Source organism: Mesorhizobium sp. B2-3-2, from assembly GCF_006442295.1.
Taxonomy (GTDB): Bacteria; Pseudomonadota; Alphaproteobacteria; order Rhizobiales; family Rhizobiaceae; genus Mesorhizobium.
In genome coordinates, this window is the sequence record NZ_VFWA01000004.1 from 383,679 (window position 1) to 402,708 (window position 19,030).

At 63.2% G+C, this 19,030-nt stretch carries 23 protein-coding genes and 1 other RNA gene; 11 read left to right on the top strand and 13 right to left on the bottom strand.

All coding sequences use genetic code 11. The annotated features are described in order from the left end of the window. Positions 1 to 65 precede the first annotated feature (65 nt). Positions 66 to 929: a LysR family transcriptional regulator gene (locus FJ964_RS13450; protein ID WP_140550822.1), complete on the bottom strand. Its 864-nt coding sequence runs from the start codon at positions 927 to 929 to the stop codon at positions 66 to 68. Positions 930 to 1,073: 144 nt separating this feature from the next. Between FJ964_RS13450 and FJ964_RS13455 the strand changes: the two genes are divergently transcribed. Further along, positions 1,074 to 2,639, top strand: coding sequence for an MFS transporter (locus FJ964_RS13455; RefSeq protein WP_140550823.1), 1,566 nt, complete (start codon positions 1,074 to 1,076; stop codon positions 2,637 to 2,639). 41 nt (positions 2,640 to 2,680) lie between these two features. On the opposite strand, the gene FJ964_RS13460 is transcribed toward FJ964_RS13455, so the two are convergent. Beyond that, entirely contained in the window at positions 2,681 to 3,520 is an 840-nt protein-coding gene (locus FJ964_RS13460) for a MoxR family ATPase (protein WP_140550824.1), read from the bottom strand. 158 nt (positions 3,521 to 3,678) lie between these two features. Here FJ964_RS13460 and ssrS point away from each other — a divergent pair. The 4 genes from ssrS to FJ964_RS13480 all read left to right on the top strand — a co-directional run bounded on the left by ssrS (position 3,679) and on the right by FJ964_RS13480 (position 6,241). After that, positions 3,679 to 3,834: non-coding RNA, 6S RNA (gene ssrS / locus FJ964_RS13465), on the top strand. Positions 3,835 to 3,929: 95 nt separating this feature from the next. Then, positions 3,930 to 4,517 carry a 5-formyltetrahydrofolate cyclo-ligase gene (locus FJ964_RS13470; protein ID WP_140550825.1) on the top strand — a complete coding sequence of 196 codons (588 nt, stop codon included), beginning with the start codon at positions 3,930 to 3,932 and terminating at the stop codon, positions 4,515 to 4,517. A 61-nt stretch (positions 4,518 to 4,578) separates the two neighbouring features. Next, positions 4,579 to 5,403, top strand: a complete 825-nt coding sequence (locus FJ964_RS13475) for a YmdB family metallophosphoesterase (RefSeq protein ID WP_140550826.1) — start codon at positions 4,579 to 4,581, stop codon at positions 5,401 to 5,403. Positions 5,404 to 5,473: 70 nt separating this feature from the next. Next, complete coding sequence (locus FJ964_RS13480; protein WP_140550827.1) at positions 5,474 to 6,241, top strand: TerC family protein; 768 nt, start codon at positions 5,474 to 5,476, stop codon at positions 6,239 to 6,241. A gap of 12 nt (positions 6,242 to 6,253) precedes the next feature. On the opposite strand, the gene FJ964_RS13485 is transcribed toward FJ964_RS13480, so the two are convergent. From FJ964_RS13485 to FJ964_RS13495, 3 genes are all read right to left on the bottom strand, one after another. After that, positions 6,254 to 6,715, bottom strand: coding sequence for an SRPBCC family protein (locus tag FJ964_RS13485; RefSeq protein ID WP_140550828.1), 462 nt, complete (start codon positions 6,713 to 6,715; stop codon positions 6,254 to 6,256). 208 nt (positions 6,716 to 6,923) lie between these two features. Further along, complete coding sequence (locus FJ964_RS13490) at positions 6,924 to 7,313, bottom strand: VOC family protein (RefSeq protein ID WP_224713204.1); 390 nt, start codon at positions 7,311 to 7,313, stop codon at positions 6,924 to 6,926. Between the two features lie 17 nt (positions 7,314 to 7,330). Beyond that, the gene (locus FJ964_RS13495) at positions 7,331 to 7,813 is read right to left on the bottom strand and encodes an SRPBCC domain-containing protein (protein WP_140550829.1); all 483 of its coding nucleotides are present in this window, start codon (positions 7,811 to 7,813) and stop codon (positions 7,331 to 7,333) included. A 51-nt stretch (positions 7,814 to 7,864) separates the two neighbouring features. On the opposite strand from FJ964_RS13495, the gene FJ964_RS13500 reads away from it, so the two are divergent. The 3 genes from FJ964_RS13500 to FJ964_RS13510 all read left to right on the top strand — a co-directional run bounded on the left by FJ964_RS13500 (position 7,865) and on the right by FJ964_RS13510 (position 9,459). Next, positions 7,865 to 8,188 carry a helix-turn-helix domain-containing protein gene (locus tag FJ964_RS13500; RefSeq protein ID WP_140493140.1) on the top strand — a complete coding sequence of 108 codons (324 nt, stop codon included), beginning with the start codon at positions 7,865 to 7,867 and terminating at the stop codon, positions 8,186 to 8,188. 211 nt (positions 8,189 to 8,399) lie between these two features. Further along, positions 8,400 to 9,149 carry a YebC/PmpR family DNA-binding transcriptional regulator gene (locus tag FJ964_RS13505; RefSeq protein WP_140493143.1) on the top strand — a complete coding sequence of 250 codons (750 nt, stop codon included), beginning with the start codon at positions 8,400 to 8,402 and terminating at the stop codon, positions 9,147 to 9,149. A 13-nt stretch (positions 9,150 to 9,162) separates the two neighbouring features. Then, the gene (locus tag FJ964_RS13510; RefSeq protein WP_140550830.1) at positions 9,163 to 9,459 is read left to right on the top strand and encodes a SelT/SelW/SelH family protein; all 297 of its coding nucleotides are present in this window, start codon (positions 9,163 to 9,165) and stop codon (positions 9,457 to 9,459) included. Positions 9,460 to 9,480: 21 nt separating this feature from the next. On the opposite strand, the gene FJ964_RS30970 is transcribed toward FJ964_RS13510, so the two are convergent. Continuing rightward, positions 9,481 to 9,642, bottom strand: a complete 162-nt coding sequence (locus FJ964_RS30970; protein ID WP_181172467.1) for a hypothetical protein — start codon at positions 9,640 to 9,642, stop codon at positions 9,481 to 9,483. 52 nt (positions 9,643 to 9,694) lie between these two features. Then, complete coding sequence (locus FJ964_RS13515) at positions 9,695 to 10,174, bottom strand: DUF1772 domain-containing protein (RefSeq protein ID WP_140550831.1); 480 nt, start codon at positions 10,172 to 10,174, stop codon at positions 9,695 to 9,697. A 218-nt stretch (positions 10,175 to 10,392) separates the two neighbouring features. Between FJ964_RS13515 and FJ964_RS13520 the strand changes: the two genes are divergently transcribed. Beyond that, the gene (locus tag FJ964_RS13520; RefSeq protein WP_140550832.1) at positions 10,393 to 11,049 is read left to right on the top strand and encodes a TetR/AcrR family transcriptional regulator; all 657 of its coding nucleotides are present in this window, start codon (positions 10,393 to 10,395) and stop codon (positions 11,047 to 11,049) included. Positions 11,050 to 11,122: 73 nt separating this feature from the next. On the opposite strand, the gene rpmE is transcribed toward FJ964_RS13520, so the two are convergent. Continuing rightward, positions 11,123 to 11,344, bottom strand: a complete 222-nt coding sequence (gene rpmE / locus FJ964_RS13525; protein WP_006327661.1) for a 50S ribosomal protein L31 — start codon at positions 11,342 to 11,344, stop codon at positions 11,123 to 11,125. 208 nt (positions 11,345 to 11,552) lie between these two features. Between rpmE and FJ964_RS13530 the strand changes: the two genes are divergently transcribed. Then, complete coding sequence (locus FJ964_RS13530; protein WP_140550833.1) at positions 11,553 to 13,352, top strand: ABC transporter transmembrane domain-containing protein; 1,800 nt, start codon at positions 11,553 to 11,555, stop codon at positions 13,350 to 13,352. Positions 13,353 to 13,371: 19 nt separating this feature from the next. Here FJ964_RS13530 and FJ964_RS13535 read toward each other — a convergent pair whose 3' ends face one another. Next, positions 13,372 to 14,859 (bottom strand): carboxypeptidase M32, encoded by a 1,488-nt coding sequence (locus FJ964_RS13535; RefSeq protein ID WP_140550834.1) that lies wholly within the window; start codon positions 14,857 to 14,859, stop codon positions 13,372 to 13,374. A 143-nt stretch (positions 14,860 to 15,002) separates the two neighbouring features. Here FJ964_RS13535 and FJ964_RS13540 point away from each other — a divergent pair, with 143 nt between their 5' ends. Next, positions 15,003 to 15,356, top strand: coding sequence for a DUF1304 domain-containing protein (locus FJ964_RS13540; RefSeq protein ID WP_140550835.1), 354 nt, complete (start codon positions 15,003 to 15,005; stop codon positions 15,354 to 15,356). A gap of 77 nt (positions 15,357 to 15,433) precedes the next feature. Here the strand turns inward: FJ964_RS13540 and FJ964_RS13545 are convergent, their stop codons facing one another. From FJ964_RS13545 to FJ964_RS13560, 4 genes are all read right to left on the bottom strand, one after another. Then, complete coding sequence (locus FJ964_RS13545; RefSeq protein WP_140550836.1) at positions 15,434 to 15,859, bottom strand: hypothetical protein; 426 nt, start codon at positions 15,857 to 15,859, stop codon at positions 15,434 to 15,436. A 251-nt stretch (positions 15,860 to 16,110) separates the two neighbouring features. Continuing rightward, on the bottom strand, positions 16,111 to 17,142 hold the full coding sequence (locus tag FJ964_RS13550; RefSeq protein ID WP_140550837.1) for a peptidoglycan -binding protein: 1,032 nt from the start codon (positions 17,140 to 17,142) through the stop codon (positions 16,111 to 16,113). Position 17,143: 1 nt separating this feature from the next. Next, positions 17,144 to 18,169: a MotA/TolQ/ExbB proton channel family protein gene (locus FJ964_RS13555; RefSeq protein WP_140550838.1), complete on the bottom strand. Its 1,026-nt coding sequence runs from the start codon at positions 18,167 to 18,169 to the stop codon at positions 17,144 to 17,146. A 105-nt stretch (positions 18,170 to 18,274) separates the two neighbouring features. Next, entirely contained in the window at positions 18,275 to 18,958 is a 684-nt protein-coding gene (locus FJ964_RS13560) for a hemolysin III family protein (protein WP_140550839.1), read from the bottom strand. Positions 18,959 to 19,030 lie beyond the last annotated feature (72 nt).

Consider the following 19,030-nt stretch of genomic DNA (forward strand, 5'->3'; position numbering starts at 1 on the left):
TTCGTTCCCTCTGAAGTCTGGAACCCAATCCATACCAACAGAATCGGGATCGGGAACACCCTTGCCTATCCCGCCGGCGAATTATACTCGCGAAAAGCGGTCGCGAGGATGTGCAGCGCTTCTCGTGCCCGCGGCGCCAAGCCGCGCGAATGCAAAATGATTTCGGAAGGGGGGATTGGCGGCAGGCCGAGTTTGCGACCCACCTCGACCAGGCCGGGTGGCGCGACGCGGTAGGCGAGCGCGGCGACGGCAAAGCCGGCCGACACCGCGATGTTGACGGCTGCGCCGCCGCCGCCCACGAAGGCCTCGTTCCAGGCAATGCCTGCCTTATCCAGCGTCTCGATAGCTCTCACACGGTCAGGGCAATTGCACACGGTGCTTAGCAGCGCCAGGCGCAATGGCGTTCCCGGCCGCCATTCGAAGGCCGGGGCCGCGAACCAGCCATATTGGGTGCGCGACAAGGCTTCGCCGCGGCGGCTGTCATCTTCCTGGTGGACAATCACCGCATCGAGCTCACCGCGATCGAAAGCCTCCTCCAGCATGGAGCTCGTATCGATCCTGATGTTGAGCGCGAGCGACGGATCGTGGGCATGCAACTGAGCTATCAATACGGAAAGCTCGGGCCCGGCGACGTGATCGACAAAGCCGAGAGCAAGCCGGCACGGCGCGTCGGAAAATTCCGTTACGGCGCGTTCGTGGGCGGCAAGAAATTCACGCGCCGCCGGGAGAAAAGCCGCTCCCCTTGCCGAGAGCGCCACGTGGCGCGGCGTTCGTTCGATCAGGCGCGCGCCGAGCTTCTCTTCCAGCCGACGCAGCTTGACGCTGATCGTCGCCTGGGTGCTGCCCAGCGCGGCAGCCGCACGCGTGAAGCTCTGCAGGTCGGCCACCATGACGAAGGTCCGCACGGCATCGACGTCAAGACTGGGCATTTCAGGTATTCCATTTTGTCATCTCTGAAATAGAGATGCATAGTCTTTTTTCATGGTCAAGTCCCGTCTATGTCAGCCTGACCGCAGTTGAAGAGCACTGCTCCCCAGCCGTCTCTCCGAATGTTCCGACAGAAAGTGACCGATATGACGTTTCAAATTGACCGAAACACCGTTGCGCTCGCTGGCGTTTGCTTGGCCTCGCTGCTGTTCGGCCTCGAAATCTCGAGCGTTCCGGTGATCCTGCCGAAACTGGAAACCGTGCTTGGCGCTGATTTCAAGGATCTGCAATGGATCACGAATGCCTACACCATTGCCTGCACCACGGTGTTGATGGCGACGGGGACATTGGCCGACCGTTTCGGCCGCAAACGCGTGATGGTGAGCACCACCGTCGCCTTTGGCCTCGCCTCTCTGCTATGCGGCCTCGCAACGAGCGCTCCGCTGCTGATCATCGCCCGGTTTCTTCAGGGCCTGGCGGGCGGAGCGATGTTTACCTGCAGCGTGGCGGTGTTGTCCCACCAGTTTCAAGACGGCAGTGAACGCGGCAAAGCCTTCGTCGCCTGGAGCGTCGTCTCGGGCATCGGCCTTGGCTTTGGCCCCGCCATTGGCGGATTGATCGTGACGCTGTCGAGCTGGCAATGGGTGTTCCTCATCCATGTGCCGCTTGCCGTTCTCGCCCTGGCCTTCATCGGCGCCGGTGTCACCGAATCACGCGATCGCAACGCCCAGAAGCTTGACCGGGCCGGCATACTGACGCTCTCGTTCGCGGTGTTCGGCTTCTCCTATCTGATCACGCAAGGGGCCGATCTGGGTGCTGGCGCGCGCGTCGGCGTGGCGAGCGCGGCCGTGCTGGCCTTCGTTGCGTTCCTCGTAGCCGAGAAGGTCAATCCCTATCCGATGTTCGATTTCTCCGTTTTCCGCATCCGCCAATTCTCCGGAGCGATCATGGGCGGCATCGGCATGAATTTCAGCTACTGGCCGTTCATCATCTATCTGCCGATCTATTTTTCGGGGGTTCTCGGTCACGACAGCACCACGACCGGCCTGTTGCTGCTCGTCTACACGCTACCCTTCATGCTGATGCCGTCGATCGCCGAGCGTCTGCGCGCGCGCTATCAGGCGCGGGTGGCGATCCCGCTCGGCTTGCTGACATTGGGGATCGGTTTCATCGCCATGTGGATAGGGGCCGGGCTCGAGGGCGCCAGCTGGCTGACCATGCTGCCCGGCACGCTGATCGCCGGCATCGGCATCGGCCTGACCAATTCGCCGACCACCAACACCACGACCGGCTCGGTGTCACCCGATCGTGCCGGCATGGCGTCCGGCATCGATATCAGTGCGCGGCTGATCACGCTTGCCATCAATATCGCGGTGCTGGGCCTGTTGCTGACGCAGGGTATCGTTTCTTATCTGCGCAATGCATTCGGCACGGCTGTCGACCCGAACGAACTGCGCGCCCTGGCGGAGAAGATCGCAGCCGGCAATCTCGGCGGCCTGGCGCAATACTCGCCCAAGCTCGCGATCCTCGACCCTACGGGCGCTATCGTGCATGCCGCCCTGATCAACGGTTTTGGTTGGGTCATGCTCTATTGCGGGATCGGCGTTCTGGCCCTTGCCGTGATCAGCTTCGTTATCTTCGGCCCCAACAATGTCACGCCGCAGGCGCGAAGGGGGCATTCTGTACAGAGTGCAGGCGAGGCGCGCTCGTAGCTATGCCTTACGGCTCGGCCTCGGGACGCCGAGCCGCTCGTTCACCCCTGCCGCCTCGCCATGAAGGCCAGCCGTTCGAACAGATGCACGTCCTGCTCGTTCTTCAACAACGCGCCGTGGAGCTTGGGCAGGGCGTTCTTCGGGTCGGCGCGCAGATCCTCGGGCGCGATGTCGTCGGCGACCAGCAGCCTTATCCAGTCGAGCGCCTCTGAGGTCGACGGCTTCTTCTTCAGCCCCGGTACGTCGCGGATCTCGTAGAATTGGGTGAGTGCCGCCCGCACCAGGTTCTGCTTGATGCCGGGATAGTGCACGTCGACGATTCTGTGCAGCGTCTCGATGTCAGGGAAGCGGATATAGTGGAAGAAGCAGCGACGCAGGAAGGCGTCGGGCAGTTCCTTCTCGTTGTTGGAGGTGATGATGACGATCGGCCGCACCTCGGCGCGGATCGTCTCGCCGGTTTCGTAGACGAAGAACTCCATCCGGTCGAGTTCCTGCAACAGGTCGTTGGGAAATTCGATGTCGGCCTTGTCGATCTCGTCGATCAGAAGCACGACTTTCTTGCCGGCCGCGAAGGCCTCCCACAATTTGCCGCGCTTGATGTAGTTCTTGATATCGTTGAACCTGGTATCGCCAAGCTGGCTGTCGCGCAGCCGCGACACGGCATCGTACTCGTAGAGGCCCTGCTGCGCCCGCGTCGTCGATTTGACGTGCCATTCGATGAGCTCCAGCCCGAGTGCCGCCGCCACTTGCCTGGCAAGCTCCGTCTTGCCGGTGCCGGGCTCGCCCTTGACCAGCAAGGGCCGTTCCAGCGCGATCGCGGCGTTGACGGCCACCATCAGATCCTTGTCGGCGACGTAGGCCGCCGTGCCTTCGAAACGCATTTTTGCTCCTTGGTTCAGTACGGACGACCGTAAGGAGACGGCTTGGCCCATGCAAGGGCGGGTTGGTGGCGGCGAAGCGTGAAGCCGGCAGGGAAGAACGCCAACTCTCTGGCGCCAACTCTCTGGCGCTTGGGAGGGCATCGGCCTATATTGGGGCTGACGGTCTGCGCTTCCCGGCAGGAGACACTTTTCCCCGGGGCCTTAACGATCCTTAGGGAGCTGTCCCTGGGAAGACCCGTGGGTTTTCTCACACGGCGCCCACCTACTTTGTAGGCACCCGGGATCGACCTCTCCACCGGTTGTGTGGATCGTCACTTATTAGCCACATCCACGTATTTCGTGGATCATGCGATGGAAAACGTCGCTCCCAAAACGTCCATTCATGTCTGGCTTTTTCTAGCGTCTGCGCATGGCATCCTCAAAAGACTTGAAAAGACAGCTGCGCAAGGAAGCACTTGGCCGCCGCGACGCGCTCGATGAATTCTGGCGGGTGGAAGTCGCGCTCGATATGGCCGAAACCGCGCGCGACCAGCTTGCCATCGAGCCAGGCCAAATCGTGTCAGGCTTCTGGCCGATGCGCTCGGAAGTCGATGTCCGGCCGCTGATGTTCGCCTTGCGCGAAAAGGGCGCACGGCTCTGCCTTCCGGCGATCCTCGACAAGACGACCATCGTCTTTCGCGAATTGGTACGCGGCGCGCCGATGGTCGATATGGGATTTGGCACCGTCGGACCGCATGAGGAGGCCGAAGTTCTTGACCCCTCCGTCATGCTGGTGCCGCTCGCCGGCTTCGACGCGCGCGGCCACCGCATCGGTTACGGCGCGGGCTATTATGACCGTGCGATCGCCAAGCTTGTCGACAAGGGGCATGCGCCCCGGCTGATCGGCATTGCTTTCGACTGCCAGGAAGTGGCGATGGTTCCCAATGAGGACCATGACGTCATCATCCCGGAAATACTCACCGAGAGCGGGTTGCGCCGGTTCGAGCCAGAATTGTAGATAGTTCTTTGGAACGCATGATCTTTGCCGAAAGTCATGCCACTTTTCGGGATCAAGCGTGATGAGACTTCTCTTCCTCGGCGACATGGTCGGCAAGACAGGCCGCACGGCGGTGTGGGAGCAACTGCCGGGCCTGATTTCGGACTTCAGGCTCGATTTCGTCATCGTCAACGGCGAGAACGCGGCCGGCGGCTTCGGCATCACCGAGGAGATTTTTCGCGAGACCATCGCGGCCGGCGCCGATGTCGTCACCACCGGCAACCATGTCTGGGACCAGCGCGATGCGCTGGCCTTCGCGCCGCGCGAAGAGCGCTTCCTGCGCCCGTCCAATTTTCCCAAGGGCACGCCCGGGCGCGGCTCGGGCGTCTACATTGCCAGGAGCGGCGCGCGTGTGCTGGTCGCCAACATCATGGGCCGGGTGTTCATGCATCCCGAGCTCGACGATCCCTTCCAAGCCGGCGAGCGCGAGCTTGCCGCCTGTCCGCTCGGCGAGCAGGCGGATGCCGTGGTCATCGACTTCCACGCCGAGGCGACCTCCGAAAAAATGTGCTTCGCGCATTTCGTCGACGGTCGCGCCAGCCTCGTGGTCGGCACCCACACCCACCAGCCGACAGCCGATCACCACATCCTCAATGGCGGCACCGGTTATATTTCCGACGCCGGCATGTGCGGCGATTACGATTCCTCGCTCGGCATGGACAAGGAGGAACCGCTCAACCGGTTCCTGTCAAAAGTGCCGAAAGGGCGTTTCGAGGCAGCGACCGGACCGGCGACATTGTGCGGCGTCGGTGTCGACATTTCCGACCGCACGGGACTGACCGAGAAGATCGCGCCGTTTCGCCGCGGGCCGCGACTCGAGGAAACGGCGCCGTCCTTCTGGACGTGACATTGATATAGGGGCTCTCAATACCTAACTGCCGGCGACACTGCTCTAGATCGTAGAGGGGACGACCTCCATGCAGCTTATCGAGTTCCTGGCGCCGCACTTCGCCTTCATGTCCGATCCCACCGCCTGGGTCGCGCTGTTGACCCTGGTGGTGCTCGAGATCGTGCTCGGCATCGACAACCTGATCTTCATCTCGATCCTGACCAACAAGCTGCCGCAGGCGCAGCGGGCCCGCGCCCGCCGGCTCGGCATCTCGGCGGCGCTCGTCATGCGGCTGGTGCTGCTCGCCACCATCTCGATCATCGTCCAACTGACGGCGCCGGTCTTCACCGCCCTTGGTCATGGCTTTTCCTGGCGGGACCTGATCCTGATCGCCGGTGGCCTGTTCCTGGTGTGGAAGGCCACCAAGGAAATCCATCACACGGTCGACCCCGACGATCACCAGGACACGATGCTGGGCGAAACGGTGCAGATGAGCCTTGCCGGCGCCATCTTCCAGATCCTGCTGCTCGACCTTGTCTTCTCCATCGATTCCATCATTACCGCCGTAGGTATGACAGACGAGATCGCCATCATGTACATCGCCGTCATCGTGGCGGTTACGGTGATGATGCTGGCGGCTACGCCGCTGGCGAACTTCATCGCCAAGAACCCGAGCATCGTCATGCTGGCGCTGGGCTTCCTCCTGATGATCGGCATGACGCTGATCGCCGACGGCATGGGTTACCATGTGCCCAAGGGTTATATCTACGCGGCGATGGGTTTTTCGGCGCTCGTCGAAGGCCTCAACATGCTGGCGCGGAACCGCAAGAAGGCGAAATCCGGCGGCGGGCATTGAGGCTGGCCGGGCCTAATGCGCTCCTTTGGGGTGACGGTCGCCGACCAGGCCTAGTGTCAGGCCCTGTTCCAGCCAGGCCTTGGCACCAGCCAGAACGAGCGTGAAGCCGCCGGTTGAATCGACCGCCTGTTTTACCTGTTCGTCGCCATTGCCGACAAAGCCGAAATTGTGGACCTCCAGGAAGGTCGCGTCACCTGGCATTTCGGTTAAGGTCCAGATCACCGTGGTCGGCGGATCGCCCCATTGCATGGAGATCTTTTCGTTGGCGACGATCTCGCTGACGAGCGCCGTCGTCGAGACGCCGTACATGCGCCACTCCCATTGAACCGGCTTGCCGCCGTCCAACCTGCCGCTGGAATGGGTGAACCAGAATTTCGTGGTGATCTCCGGATTGACGATGGCCTCGAAAACGTCGGAGACCGGCCGCCGGATCAGCATGGCGGCTTCGGCCGTTGGTATCTGACGGATTTCCATAGCGTTCTCCTCTGCCGAATACGCCTTCACCACGCATCGGGCTCCCGCACCATATGAACGATGTTGGTGGGGCTCCAAAACCGCGGAAGCCGTCTCCCAGCGGCTTGATGGCATCGCATCGCTCGACGCCGGTCTTGGCCAAAAGATCGGCGGCGCCGGAGAAATCCCCGGTGAACAGTTCCAGCCAGATCTCGGCCTGGCTCGGGTGCTATGGCAGATTGATCTGCCAGGAAACGCCGAACCTGTCGTTCAACCAGGCGAAACGGCGGCTGAAGCCGTAATTGCCGGTCGGCATCAGAAACGTACCGTCTTTCGACAGGGCCTCGACGATGCCTTCCAGCTCTTCTTCGGTGGAGCAGTCGACGAAGAGCGAGACCGACGGCGTGAAAGTGAAGGCGTGATGCACAGGGCTGTTGAAGATCATGACCTCCGTGCCGCCGATGGAGGCGCGAGCCAGCTTGACTGTCCCTTCGGGCCCGTCCTCGCCTGCACCGTAGCGCGTGAGGTCGAGCACGCGGCTCTCCGGGATGGTCTCGCAATAGAAGGCCATGGCCTCCTCGGCCTTGCCTTCGAACATCAGGAACGGGGTTACTTTCACGGCAGGCCTCGCTTCGCTCAAATGTTGATCTCGTTGGCAGGCTCGCCCTTCATCTCGCTGCGATAATAGCCGTCGCGCAGATTGATGCCGTGTTCGACATAGGCCTTCATGCAGGCCAGCATCTGCGACCAGCCCTCGCAATTGAGATAGGACTTCTTCAGCCCGGCCGCGTCCTCGTGCCAGCCGGCCTCGGCGATGGTGACGAAGGTGCCGCCATCGTCGAGCGGCTCGAAATTCATCTCGATGCGGGTCTTGTAGGCCGGCTTCCCCTCCTCGTCGGTGGCATCCCAGCGCAGCACGATGCGGCTGTCCCTGACGATTTCGTCGACTTCGACCGGCACCTTCCCCCACCACACGACATTGGTGCCCGGCTCCAGTGGCGCGCTGGCGCCGCCTATGGTGGTGAAATAGGAGCTGAGCTTCTTCGGATTGACGACCGCGTCGAAGACTTCGGCGACCGGTTTGCCGATGCGTCCTGAAACCCTGAATCCAAGAGACATATCCACAGCTCCTTCCTTGATTGATACAATGATATGTTATAGAAACATAACATGTCAAGCCGATCGCAAGACGACAATGTTTTCAAGGCGCTGGCGCATCCGCGCCGGCGCGAGATGCTGGATTTGCTGAAGGACGCACCAAAGACGACCGGCATGCTGTGCGAGGCATTTTCCGATGTCGACCGCTGCACCGTAATGCTGCATCTCAAAGTGCTGGAAGAGGCTGATCTCATTGTGGCACGGCGCGAGGGGCGCGAACGCTGGAACCACCTCAACGCACTGCCGATCAAGCAGATTCACGACCGCTGGATCAGCCAGTACGCCGGCCATGCGCTTAGCATCATCGACCGGCTGAAGTCCGATCTGGAGGGGTGAACAGCCGTCACGGCTTGCCATGCATGGCAATGCGCGGCGCGGCTGGACGAATTGAGCCGATTTATCTATAAGCCGGCCATTCCGACAAAGAGCGCCGTACGTCCATTCGGACGCAGCAGGGACGTTCTGACATTTGTATCAGGGCATTTTGCGGAAGGCGGGCTCATGCATCTCGCCGCGGAATGCTCTAGCCGAACACGACAGGGGTGCCATGGCTGGCCATTCACAGTTCAAGAACATCATGCACCGCAAGGGCCGTCAGGACGCGGTGCGGTCGAAAATGTTTTCCAAGCTGGCGCGCGAAATCACGGTCGCGGCCAAGAGCGGGACGCCCGATCCGTCGATGAATCCGCGCCTGCGCCTTGCCGTGCAGAACGCCAAGGCGGTGTCGATGCCGAAGGACAACATCCAGCGCGCCATCAACAAGGCCTCGATGGGTGATGCCGAGAACTACGAAGCCGTGCGTTACGAGGGCTACGGTCCCGGCGGCGTCGCCGTGATCGTCGAGGCGCTGACCGACAATCGCAACCGCTCGGCTTCGAATGTGCGCGCCGCCTTTACCAAGGCCGGTGGGGCGATGGGTGAAACCGGCTCGGTGTCGTTCATGTGGGATCGGGTGGGCGAGATCTATTATCCGGCATCGGCCGGCAGCGCCGACAAGGTCATGGACGCAGCGATCGAAGCCGGCGCCGATGACGTGGAGTCGGACGAGGAAGGTCACACCATCTATTGTGCCTTCGAAAACCTCGGCGAGGTGTCGAAGGCACTGGAAGCCTCTCTCGGCGAGGCGGAATCGGTGAAGCCGATCTGGAAACCGCAGAACAATGTTCCGGTCGATGAAGAACGCGCCCAGTCGCTGATGAAGCTGGTCGCCACGCTCGAGGACGACGACGACGTTCAAAGCGTCTACGCCAATTTCGAGGTCGACGAGGAGACCATGGCCAAGCTCAGCGCTGCGTGAGCAAAAGCCTGACATGACCGAAAAACCGCTGCCCACCATCCGCATCACCTATTGCACGCAGTGCCAGTGGCTGCTGCGTGCCGGCTGGATGGCGCAGGAACTGCTGTCGACGTTCGGCGTCGATCTCGGCGAGGTAACGCTGGTGCCTGGCACCGGCGGCATCTTCACCATATCCTGCAACGAGGTGCTGGTCTGGGACCGCAAGCGCGACGGCGGCTTTCCGGATGCGGCAAAACTCAAGCAACTGGTGCGCGACGCCATCGACCCGGACCGCGATCTCGGTCATGCCGACCGCAAGGCGAAGAGCTGAGGCTTCCCGCAAAGCAGGACGTCATTTTCCTCGCCTCTGCCCGAAGATCGCGCCGATCCCGGCACCGATTGCTATGCCCATGCCGATGCCGACGGCAGGGTCGTCCATCGCCGCGCCAAAGACAGCGCCGAGGCCGACCCCCGCGGCAATGCCCAAGGCCATGATGGAATACGGGTCGTTCACGGCTCTTCTCCCGACAAACATTATAGGAGCCTTCGGCGGCCTCGATGCCGAGTCAACGCGCGGCGAACCAGAAGGATGCCAGCGCGGCGATGGCGGTGACCGTGCGCACGTGGTTCCACATCACCCAGTCCCTGAGGTAGGTGGTCCATACAGCAGCGCCGTTGCTGCTCGCCGGATCGACGGCGGCCAGCGCGTCGTTGAGCGGTACGTTGAAAACCATCGTCACGATCGGGTTGCCGACGAGATAGATGACTGCGCCGGCCAGCAGCCAGACGGAGCCTGGCTGGTGCCAGCCTATGATGGCGCCGGCGATCAAGACAAGGCAGATCAGGCCGGTGCCGAACAAGGCGGTCATGAACAACGGCGTGATGACGGTGACGTTGATCGAGTTCATGGCGGCGATGCCGCCCGACGCAGGCAGGCGAGCCATTGCCGGCATGACGAAATTGGAAAAGGCGAAGAACACGCCGCCGACAACGCCCGAGCCGATAGCGGCGATGAAGATGAGGCTGGGGAGTAGTTTCGCGATCATGTCAGTTGCTCCAGATGCCGGTTGCGGCTGTTTCAGTTTGCAATGGGCGGAAAAGTTTGGGGGGTGGCCGGGCACCTGTTCGACGCCTTCAAATCATTACCCGTCTGCTTCTTTCAGAACATGAGAAATCCTCATATTTGCAAAACGTGATAAACCCTCGTATTTTGCGAGTCAAGTCATTTCTGGGTGGCATTGCCGCCGGTGTCTGTTGAAGAGCCATGGAAAAAGCCGCCACGTCCCCACAGGAACAGGTCGCCACGCCACGCCGCGCGCCGAGCCAGCAGCGCAGCCGTGAACGGGTCGAGCGCATGCTCGCCGCCGCCTCGGCGCTGATTGCCGAGCAAGGCAGCGATGCCATGCGCATGGGCGAGGTGGCGGAGCGGGCTGGGGTGTCGATCGGCTCGCTCTACCAGTTCTTTCCCGACAAGCGGGCGATCGTCTGGGCGCTGGCCGAGCGCTACACCGCCGAGAGCCAGGCCTGCATTTCAGCCGCGCTCAAGGACGTCGGCGACGCCGAGGGCCTTCGGCGGGCGTTCTCGGAGCTGGTGGACATTTACTACCGTCTGTTTCTCGCCGAGCCGGTAATGCGCGATATCTGGTCGGGCACGCAGGCTGACAAGGCGCTGCGCGAACTGGAGCTCGCCGACAGCCGTGCGAACGCCGAATTTCTCACCGCGACGCTCAAACGCCTGCGGCCCGATGCCGATGGCATCGCGCTGGAGACGACGGCGTTTCTCGTCTGGCAGATGGGCGAGGCCGCCATGCGGCTGGCGATCTCGGTCGAGCGCCAGGAGGGCGACCGGCTGGTCGCCGCCTATAAGCGCATGGCGCTCCGGGAATTGCTGGCGGAACAGGATGCACGGGCAGCGCGCTAGCCTGAGTATCTAGCTGGTCACAAAAAACCCGCCACGAGGGCGGGTTCTCTGGTCTGCGAAAAGCTGATGAGGCCTAGAGGCCGAAACCTTCGAAGCGCTTCTTGAACTTCGACAGGCGGCCGCCGCGATCGAGCAGGGTCTGCTGGCCGCCGGTCCAGGCCGGGTGCGTGGTCGGGTCGATGTCGAGGTTCATCGTATCGCCTTCCTTGCCCCAGGTCGAACGGGTCATGTACTCGGTGCCGTCGGTCATGACGACCTTGATGGTGTGGTAGTCGGGATGGATATCGGTCTTCATGGCGCGGTTCCTGGCTTGCCGGGCGCGGCTGACGGGCTGAAAGCCTGCGTCGATGCGCCCCTTTTTAAAACTCGAAGCCGCAGCTATTGAGGAGCCACGGCTTCTAAAACGGTCGGCGAGCCTATACATCAGCCGGAATTGAATCACAAGGCCGCGGCAAGCGCATATTGAGGCGCATAGCTGAAGGCGGCCAAGAGGAAAGACCAGGATGGCGCAAACCAGCAGCGCAGACGAGCGCCGGCGCTCGCTCAAGCCGCTCAGGCGCCTGTTTCCCTACATCGGCCGCTACCGCACATTGGTGGCGGGCGCCGTCATCTCGCTGATCGTCGCGGCGGTGACGACGCTGGCGCTGCCGCTGGCGGTACGGCGCATGATCGATCATGGTTTCACGCCGTCCGGTTCCTCCTTCATCGCCGAATATTTCGCCGCGCTGGTGGCGATGGCCGCGCTGCTGGCGGCGGCATCGGCGGGCCGCTACTATTTCGTCATCACGCTCGGCGAGCGTGTCGTCGCCGATATCAGGCGCGATGTCTTTGCCCATGTGACGAAACTGTCGCCGGCCTTCTTCGACACTGCCCAGTCGGGCGAAATCGTGTCGCGGCTCGCCGCCGACACCACGCAGGTCAAATCGGCGGTCGGGGCGACCGCTTCGGTGGCCCTGCGCAATGTCATCCTTGGCCTCGGCGCGGTCGCGATGATGGTTTTCACCAGCCCGAAACTGTCCGGTCTGGTCATCGCAGCCATTCCAATCATCGTGCTGCCGCTGGTCGCCTTCGGCCGCTCGGTGCGGCGCAAGTCAAGGCAGGCGCAGGACACGCTGGCCGATGCCACCGCCTATGCCAGCGAGCAGATCGGCGCGGTGCGCACATTGCAGGCCTTCACCAATGAGACGCTGGTCACCGGGCGTTTTTCGGGTGCGGTGGAGGCCGCCTTCGAGGCCGCGCGCGCCTCGATCTTCGCGCGCTCGTTCCTCACCTTCTTCGCCATCTTCACGATTTTCTCCTCGGTCGTGGCGGTGCTGTGGTTCGGCTCGCGCGACGTGCTGGACGGCAATCTGTCGCCGGGCACGCTCGGCCAGTTCCTGCTCTATTCGGTATTCGCCGCCGGTGCGCTCGGCGCGCTGTCGGAGGTCTGGGGCGAATTGGCCCAGGCAGCAGGTGCCGCCGAACGGCTGACGGAAATCCTGGCCGAGGAGCCGGCGATCGTGGCGCCTGCCAATCCCAGGCCGCTGCCGGTGGCGAGCAAGGGAGCGATCAGCTTCGAGGCCGTGTCCTTCTCCTACCCGGCCCGGCCCGACCGCGCCGCCGTCCACGGCCTGAGCTTCTCGGTCAAGCCGGGCGAGACGGTGGCGATCGTCGGTCCCTCGGGAGCGGGCAAGAGCACGGTGTTCTCGCTGATCCTGCGCTTCTACGATCCAGAGACCGGCAGGATCCTGATCGACGGCGTCGACATCCGCGAAGCCGCCCCCCTTTCGATACGGCAGCGCATCGCCATCGTGCCGCAGGACGTCACCATCTTCGCGGCCAGCGCGCGCGACAATATCGGCTTCGGCCGGCCGGGCGCCAGCGAGTCGGAGATCGAAGCGGCGGCAAAGGACGCGCTTGCCGACGAATTCATCCTCAAGCTCGAGAAGGGCTATGACAGCCAGGTCGGCGAGCGCGGTGTGACGCTGTCGGGCGGGCAACGCCAGCGGGTGGCGATCGCGCGCGCCATCCTGCGCGACGCGCCGATCCTGTTGCTCGACGAGGCGACCTCGGCACTCGACGCCGAAAGCGAGACGCTGGTGCAAATGGCGCTGGAGCGGCTGATGCGGGGCCGCACCACGATCGTTATCGCGCACCGCCTGGCGACGGTGCTGAAGGCCGACCGCATCCTGGTCATGGATGGCGGCCGTATCGTCGAGGAAGGCACGCATCAGAGCCTGGTCACCAAGGGCGGCATCTATGCCCGGCTCGCCAAGCTGCAGTTCGAGACCGGCGCCAGCGCCTTCAGGGGTGCGGCTGAGTAGTCAGCCACCCCGGCGTTGCTCACGCGGCTCCATAGCGTTTGCGTAGATGGTCGGTGAAATACACGGCGTTGAGCTTTTCACCGGTGGCGCGTTCGAGCAGGTCGGGCGTCGACCAGCGCGATCCCTGCAACCATATGTTCTTGCGGCGCCAGCCGTTGATGGCATCGAAATTTCCCCTGGCAAGATCGTCATCGGCCGACGGATGCTCCCGCGTCAACGCCGCCCATTGCTGGGCCGCCATCATCGCGCCCAGCGTGTAGGAGGGAAAGTAGCCGAAGGCGGCGGCAGGCCAATGCACGTCCTGCATCGGCCCGTCCGCGGGGTTGTCGATGGTTGAGAGGCCGAGATAATCGCGCATCCTGGCGTCCCAAGCCTCGGGCAGCTCGGCCACCTCGAGCCCGCCGGAGACGAGCTCCTGCTCCAGTTCGTAGCGCAGGATGACATGCAGCGGGTACGTCACCTCGTCGGCATCGACACGGATCAGGCCGCGTTCGACATGGTGGACATGCGGCAGGATGTCGTCGAGCGACCAGGCTTCGCCGAGATGCTTTTCCACGACCGGCAATGCCCAACGCCAGAAGGCGGGATTGCGCCCGATCTGCTTCTCGACGAACAGGCTCTGGCTTTCATGCACGGCCATGCCGCGCGCCTTGCCGAGCGGCCAGTGCGACCACGCCTTCGGCAGGTTCTGCTCGTAGAGTGCATGGCCGGTCTCGTGCAGCACGCCCATCAGCGCCGACAGGAAATCGGACGTCTTGTAGCGCGTGGTGATGCGCACGTCGCTCGGCACACCGCCGCAGAACGGATGGTGCGACACCGACAGCGAGCCGTGCGTCAGGTCGAAGCCGACCGCCGTCATCATGGCGAGGCCGAGTTCGCGCTGCCTGTCGACCGCGTAGGTTCCCGAAAGCGGCTTCAGAGGGTGCTTGCGCAGCCGCGCTTCCTGCACCGCCAATGCTTCCGGCACGAAACCCCTGAGAAATGTCTTCAGCTCGGTGAAGACAGGCGTGATATCCGCGGCGCGGTTGCCGGGATCGTACTGCTCCATCAGCGCGTCGTAGGGGGCGAGGCCGAGGATGTCGGCGCGCAGGGCCGCCTCTTCGCGCACCAGCGCCACCACGCCCTCAAGCGCGGGCAGGAAGCCCGCCCAGTCGTTCTTGGCCCGCAGGTCGCGCCACAGCTGCTCGCAGCGCATGCGCGCGGTCGTCTGGCGTTCGACGAATTCGACCGGCAGGCAGGTCAGGTTGGTGTATTGCCGCCGCAGTTCGGCCAGCGCCGCCCGCTGTTCATCGTCAAGCGCCTCGCCTTCGGCGGCGGCGATCCAGTCCGCTATTTCCGGCGCGGTCGCCCTGGTGTGGTACATGCCGGCAAGTGCCGCCATGGCCTCGGCGCGCTTCTCGCCGCCGCCGACGGCCATGTGGGTCGCTTCATCGGCCCCGAGGATAGCCAGCGCGTGCTCCAGGGCTTCGAGCTTGTGGCCGAGGTCATCGAGTTTTTGAAAGGACATGGCGGCTTCCGTGATTGGGGACGGGGCGAAAAGATACCAACGCCTGAGCGTTTGCAACCCTCACGCGCCGTCCGGTAGATGCGCCTTGCGCTGGCGAGCCGACGCGTGAAATGCTGCCCGACGATACATCACGAGGGAATACGATGATCGGCAACATCCTGGTCGGGCTGGTGGCTTTGATCCATGTCTACATCGTCTATCTGGAGATGGTGCTCTGGGACACGCCGCGCGGGCACAAGACATTCCGGCTGACGCCGGAATTCGCCAGCGCCTCGAAGGTGCTTGCCGCCAATCAGGGTCTCTACAACGGCTTTCTCGTCGCCGGCCTGATCTGGGCCCTCTGCCTCGGCACGGCCGGTTTCCAGGTCAAGGTTTTCTTCCTGCTCTGCGTGGCCGTTGCCGGGCTCTACGGGGCGGCAACGGTCGGTCGCAAGATCCTGTTCGTGCAGGCCGCGCCGGCAGCGGCTGCCTTGGTCGCGGTCTGGCTCGGCTGGTGAGGAAAAGAGGCGCCTGCGAGATTGGGCTCCGTAGACGCCAGGTGGTCCCTTCCTCCAGGGCCGCGATCAGAATGGCCTCAGCCGTTCGGATAGTTCCCGCCGTCGGCGCCGTCGCCCATCAGGAAGCCGCTACCGATGTCGACCCTCAGCCGCTGGTCGACATTGTCGAGACGGCGCAGCAGGTCATGATATTGTGCGGCCGGTATCCTGCCGTGATCCGACGAGGCTATCTTCTCGGCCGCCTGACTTATGCGGGCGGTGCGCATTTCCAGGCGCTCCGCCACGGCCGGGGTGATGTGGTTGGCTTGTCTGGCGGTGATTATGCCCTGATGGACGCCTTGAACCTGTTCAATGAGAGCCTCTACACGCGGGCCGGTCATGTCGGTCGGGTCGGTCGCGTCGAGCGCGCCCCTGTGGTGACCCGCGGCGTAGGCGCCGGCAAGCGGGGCGGCGACAAGAATCGCGGCAAGGGTTGCAGTCTTGACAGATGCTGAAGAGCGCATGACGGCGCCTCCTTTTTGCTGCGGAAAAGAACGGCTCTGCCGTTCCGCTTCCGGACGATGCGGGCCGTCCAGTTCCGTCGCGTCGCGATGGGAGGCATCGCCGGCGGTTCTCGGCCCTGCGCGACACGCTAGGAGCGCTCCGTGGCGAAGTGTAATTAAAAAAAGATAATCTTTTCAGGCCTTGCCGGTGCGCAACTGCGCCCTAGAGTTGAGCCGGCGAACAAATTCGCGTGAGATCGCGTGATGATGGATCACCGTTCGGTGAGCTTCAGTTCGATCCGGCGGTTCTTGTTGCGCGCCTCTTCGGTGTCGGCGGGGTCGAGCGGCTGGAACTCGCCGAAGCCGGCGGCGACCAGCCGGTTGGCCGGCACGCCGTTCTCGATCAGGAACTTCACCACGGAGGTCGAGCGCGCCGTCGACAGCTCCCAATTGTCGCGATAGCGGCCGGTGCCGGAAAGCGGCTTGTTATCGGTATGGCCATCGACGCGCAGCACCCAGTTGATCTCGGGCGGAATCTCCTTCTGCAATTCGATTATGGCGTCGGCGAGTTTCTTCATCTCGATCTTGCCTGCATCGTTGATCACCTCCGAGCCGGTCGGAAACAACACTTCCGACTGGAAGACGAAGCGGTCGCCGACGATGCGGATGTTCTCGCGGTCGGCGAGGATCTCGCGCAGGCGGCCGAAGAAGTCGGAGCGGTAGCGGTTGAGCTCCTGCACGCGCTGCGCCAGCGCCACGTTGAGGCGGCGGCCGAGATCGGCGATCTTGGTGTTGGAATCGCGGTCGCGGGCCTCGGAGACGTTGAGCGCGTCCTCGAGCGCGCCGATCTGCTTGCGCAGCGCCGCGATCTGCTGGTTGAGGATCTCGACCTGGCTCAGCGCCTGCTGGCTGATCTGACGCTGGCTGTCGAGCTCGCCCGTCAACGCCGCCGCGCGCTGGTTGGCCGCGTCGCCGGCGCCCGCACCTTGCGCCAGCAACTGCTGGAGACGGCTCTTCTCCGCTTCCGCCGCGGACAGCGATGCCTGCAGATTGGCGAGCGAATCCTCCTTATCCTGCGCTGTCGAGCGCTCCAGCGCCAGAAGCTGCGTCAGTTCGTTGATCTGCGAGTTGAGGCGGTTGAGCACCGTGTCCTTGCCGGAGATTTCGCGACCGAGCAGAAACTGCGCCAACACGAAGACGGTGAGCAGGAACATGATGGCCAGAAGCAGCGTCGACAGTGCGTCGACGAAGCCAGGCCAATAGTCGATACGGCGGTCGGCGCGCCGACTCCTGGCGAGCGCCATGCTAGTGCACCCCGGTCTTCTTCAGGGCGTCGGCGATCTTTTCCAGCGTGTTGCGCATCGCCTTTTGTTCATCCGACTGCGCTTCGACCCAGTCGCGCATGATCTGCTGCTCGGAGCGCATGTTCTTGACCAGGCCGGAAATGCCGTCGGCGAGATTGGCCATGGCGGTGGCGACGCGCGGGTTGGAGCCGCCGCCATTCTCCTGCATGCTGCGCAGCCGCTCCGACAACAGGCGGATTTCGTCGGAAGGCTCGGTCCGGACCGCGTCGGAGACGACGATATCGGACGACAGGTCGGTGACCGAGGATAGCCAGTTCTCCAGCTCGGTGTAGAAGCGCGTCTGGGCGCGGCCGGCCTGCAGGTCGAGGAAACCGAGCACGAGCGAGCCGGACAGGCCGAACAGCGAGGATGAGAAGGCCGTGCCCATGCCGGAGAGAGGCGCCGAGAGCCCTTGCTTCAGTGAATCCAGCACAGCGGCCGCGTCGCCCGTGCCGGGATCGAGCGATTCGATTGTCTCGCGGATGGAGCCGATCGTGTTCAGCAGGCCCCAGAAGGTGCCGAGCAGGCCAAGGAACACTAGGAGGCCCACGAGGTAGCGCGACGTGTCGCGGCTTTCATCGAGACGCGTGGCGATGGAATCGAGCATGGTGCGCATCGAACTCGTTGAGAAGGCCATGCTCGCGGAGCGGCCGATCATCGCCTTCATCGGCGCCAGCAGCACCGGTTCGGTGATCTCGGAGCCGGCGCGGAACGAATTGACCCAGCGCACTTCGCGAAACAGCCGCCCGACCTGGACGAAAGCCAAAAGAATGCCGACGGCAAGCACGCCGATGATCAGGCCGTTGAGCCCCGGATTGGTGACGAAGGCGGTCGAGATCTGCCGGGTCAGGATCGCTGCGATGAAGGCGACGATGGCCAGGAAGATGACCATGGTCAGCAGGAAGACCTGCGGGCTCGACAATTTATGTGGGTCGTAGATCAGCACGTCGGAGCGCCTGCCCATGCCGAAGGATCTGAGAAAAGCCATCCGTGCCCCGTTTCCGATGCCGCTGCCGCCGATCACGTCGTCGGCGACTCTAAACGGAATTGTGACCAAATTGAATGGTGCTTGGCAATATTGCCGCGAGCAGTATCAGAGACGGTTGATGACCAGGCAATCGACCATCGCCGCCAGATGCAGGCCGGCGCCGGTGACCACGAAACCATGCCATAACGCGTTGTGAAAGCGCAGCCCCTTCCAGGCGAAGAAGATGACGCCGCAGGAATAGACGATGCCGCCGGCAACGATGAGTACGATCGCCGTCGTCGGCAAGGTGGCGACGAGCGGCTCGACCAGGACGATGCCGCTCCAGCCGATGGCAAGATAGAAGACGATCGCCAGCCGGTCGAAGCGGCCCGGGAAAAACACCTTTATGGCGATGCCGATAACGGCCGCGGTCCAGACCAGGACGATCATCCAGCGGGCCAGCGCCGAGCCGTCGAGCTGCGCGAGAAAGGGCGTGTAGGTGGCGGCGATCAGCAGATAGATCGCGGCGTGGTCGAAACGCCGCAAGATCCATTTCACCGGCGAGGTCACCGGCCATAGATTGTAGGTCAGCGACACCGACAAGACGGTGAGCAGCGACACGACATAAAAGGCGGCGGCGATGTATTCTCCCGGTCCGACCCGGAAAGCGGCCAGCGCCAGCAGCGCCGAACCGGCCGCGATCGCCAGCACGATGCCGACGGCATGGACAATGCCGTCCGCGATCATCTCGGCACGCGAGTAATGCCAGCGTCCGACGAAGGGAATGTCGAGCTCCGGTGTATTCGTCATAGATCGTCCTGCGTCACCCGTATCTGGGCAATCGCCGGATAGTATTTCAAGCTTTGTTGGCGGTTTTACGAC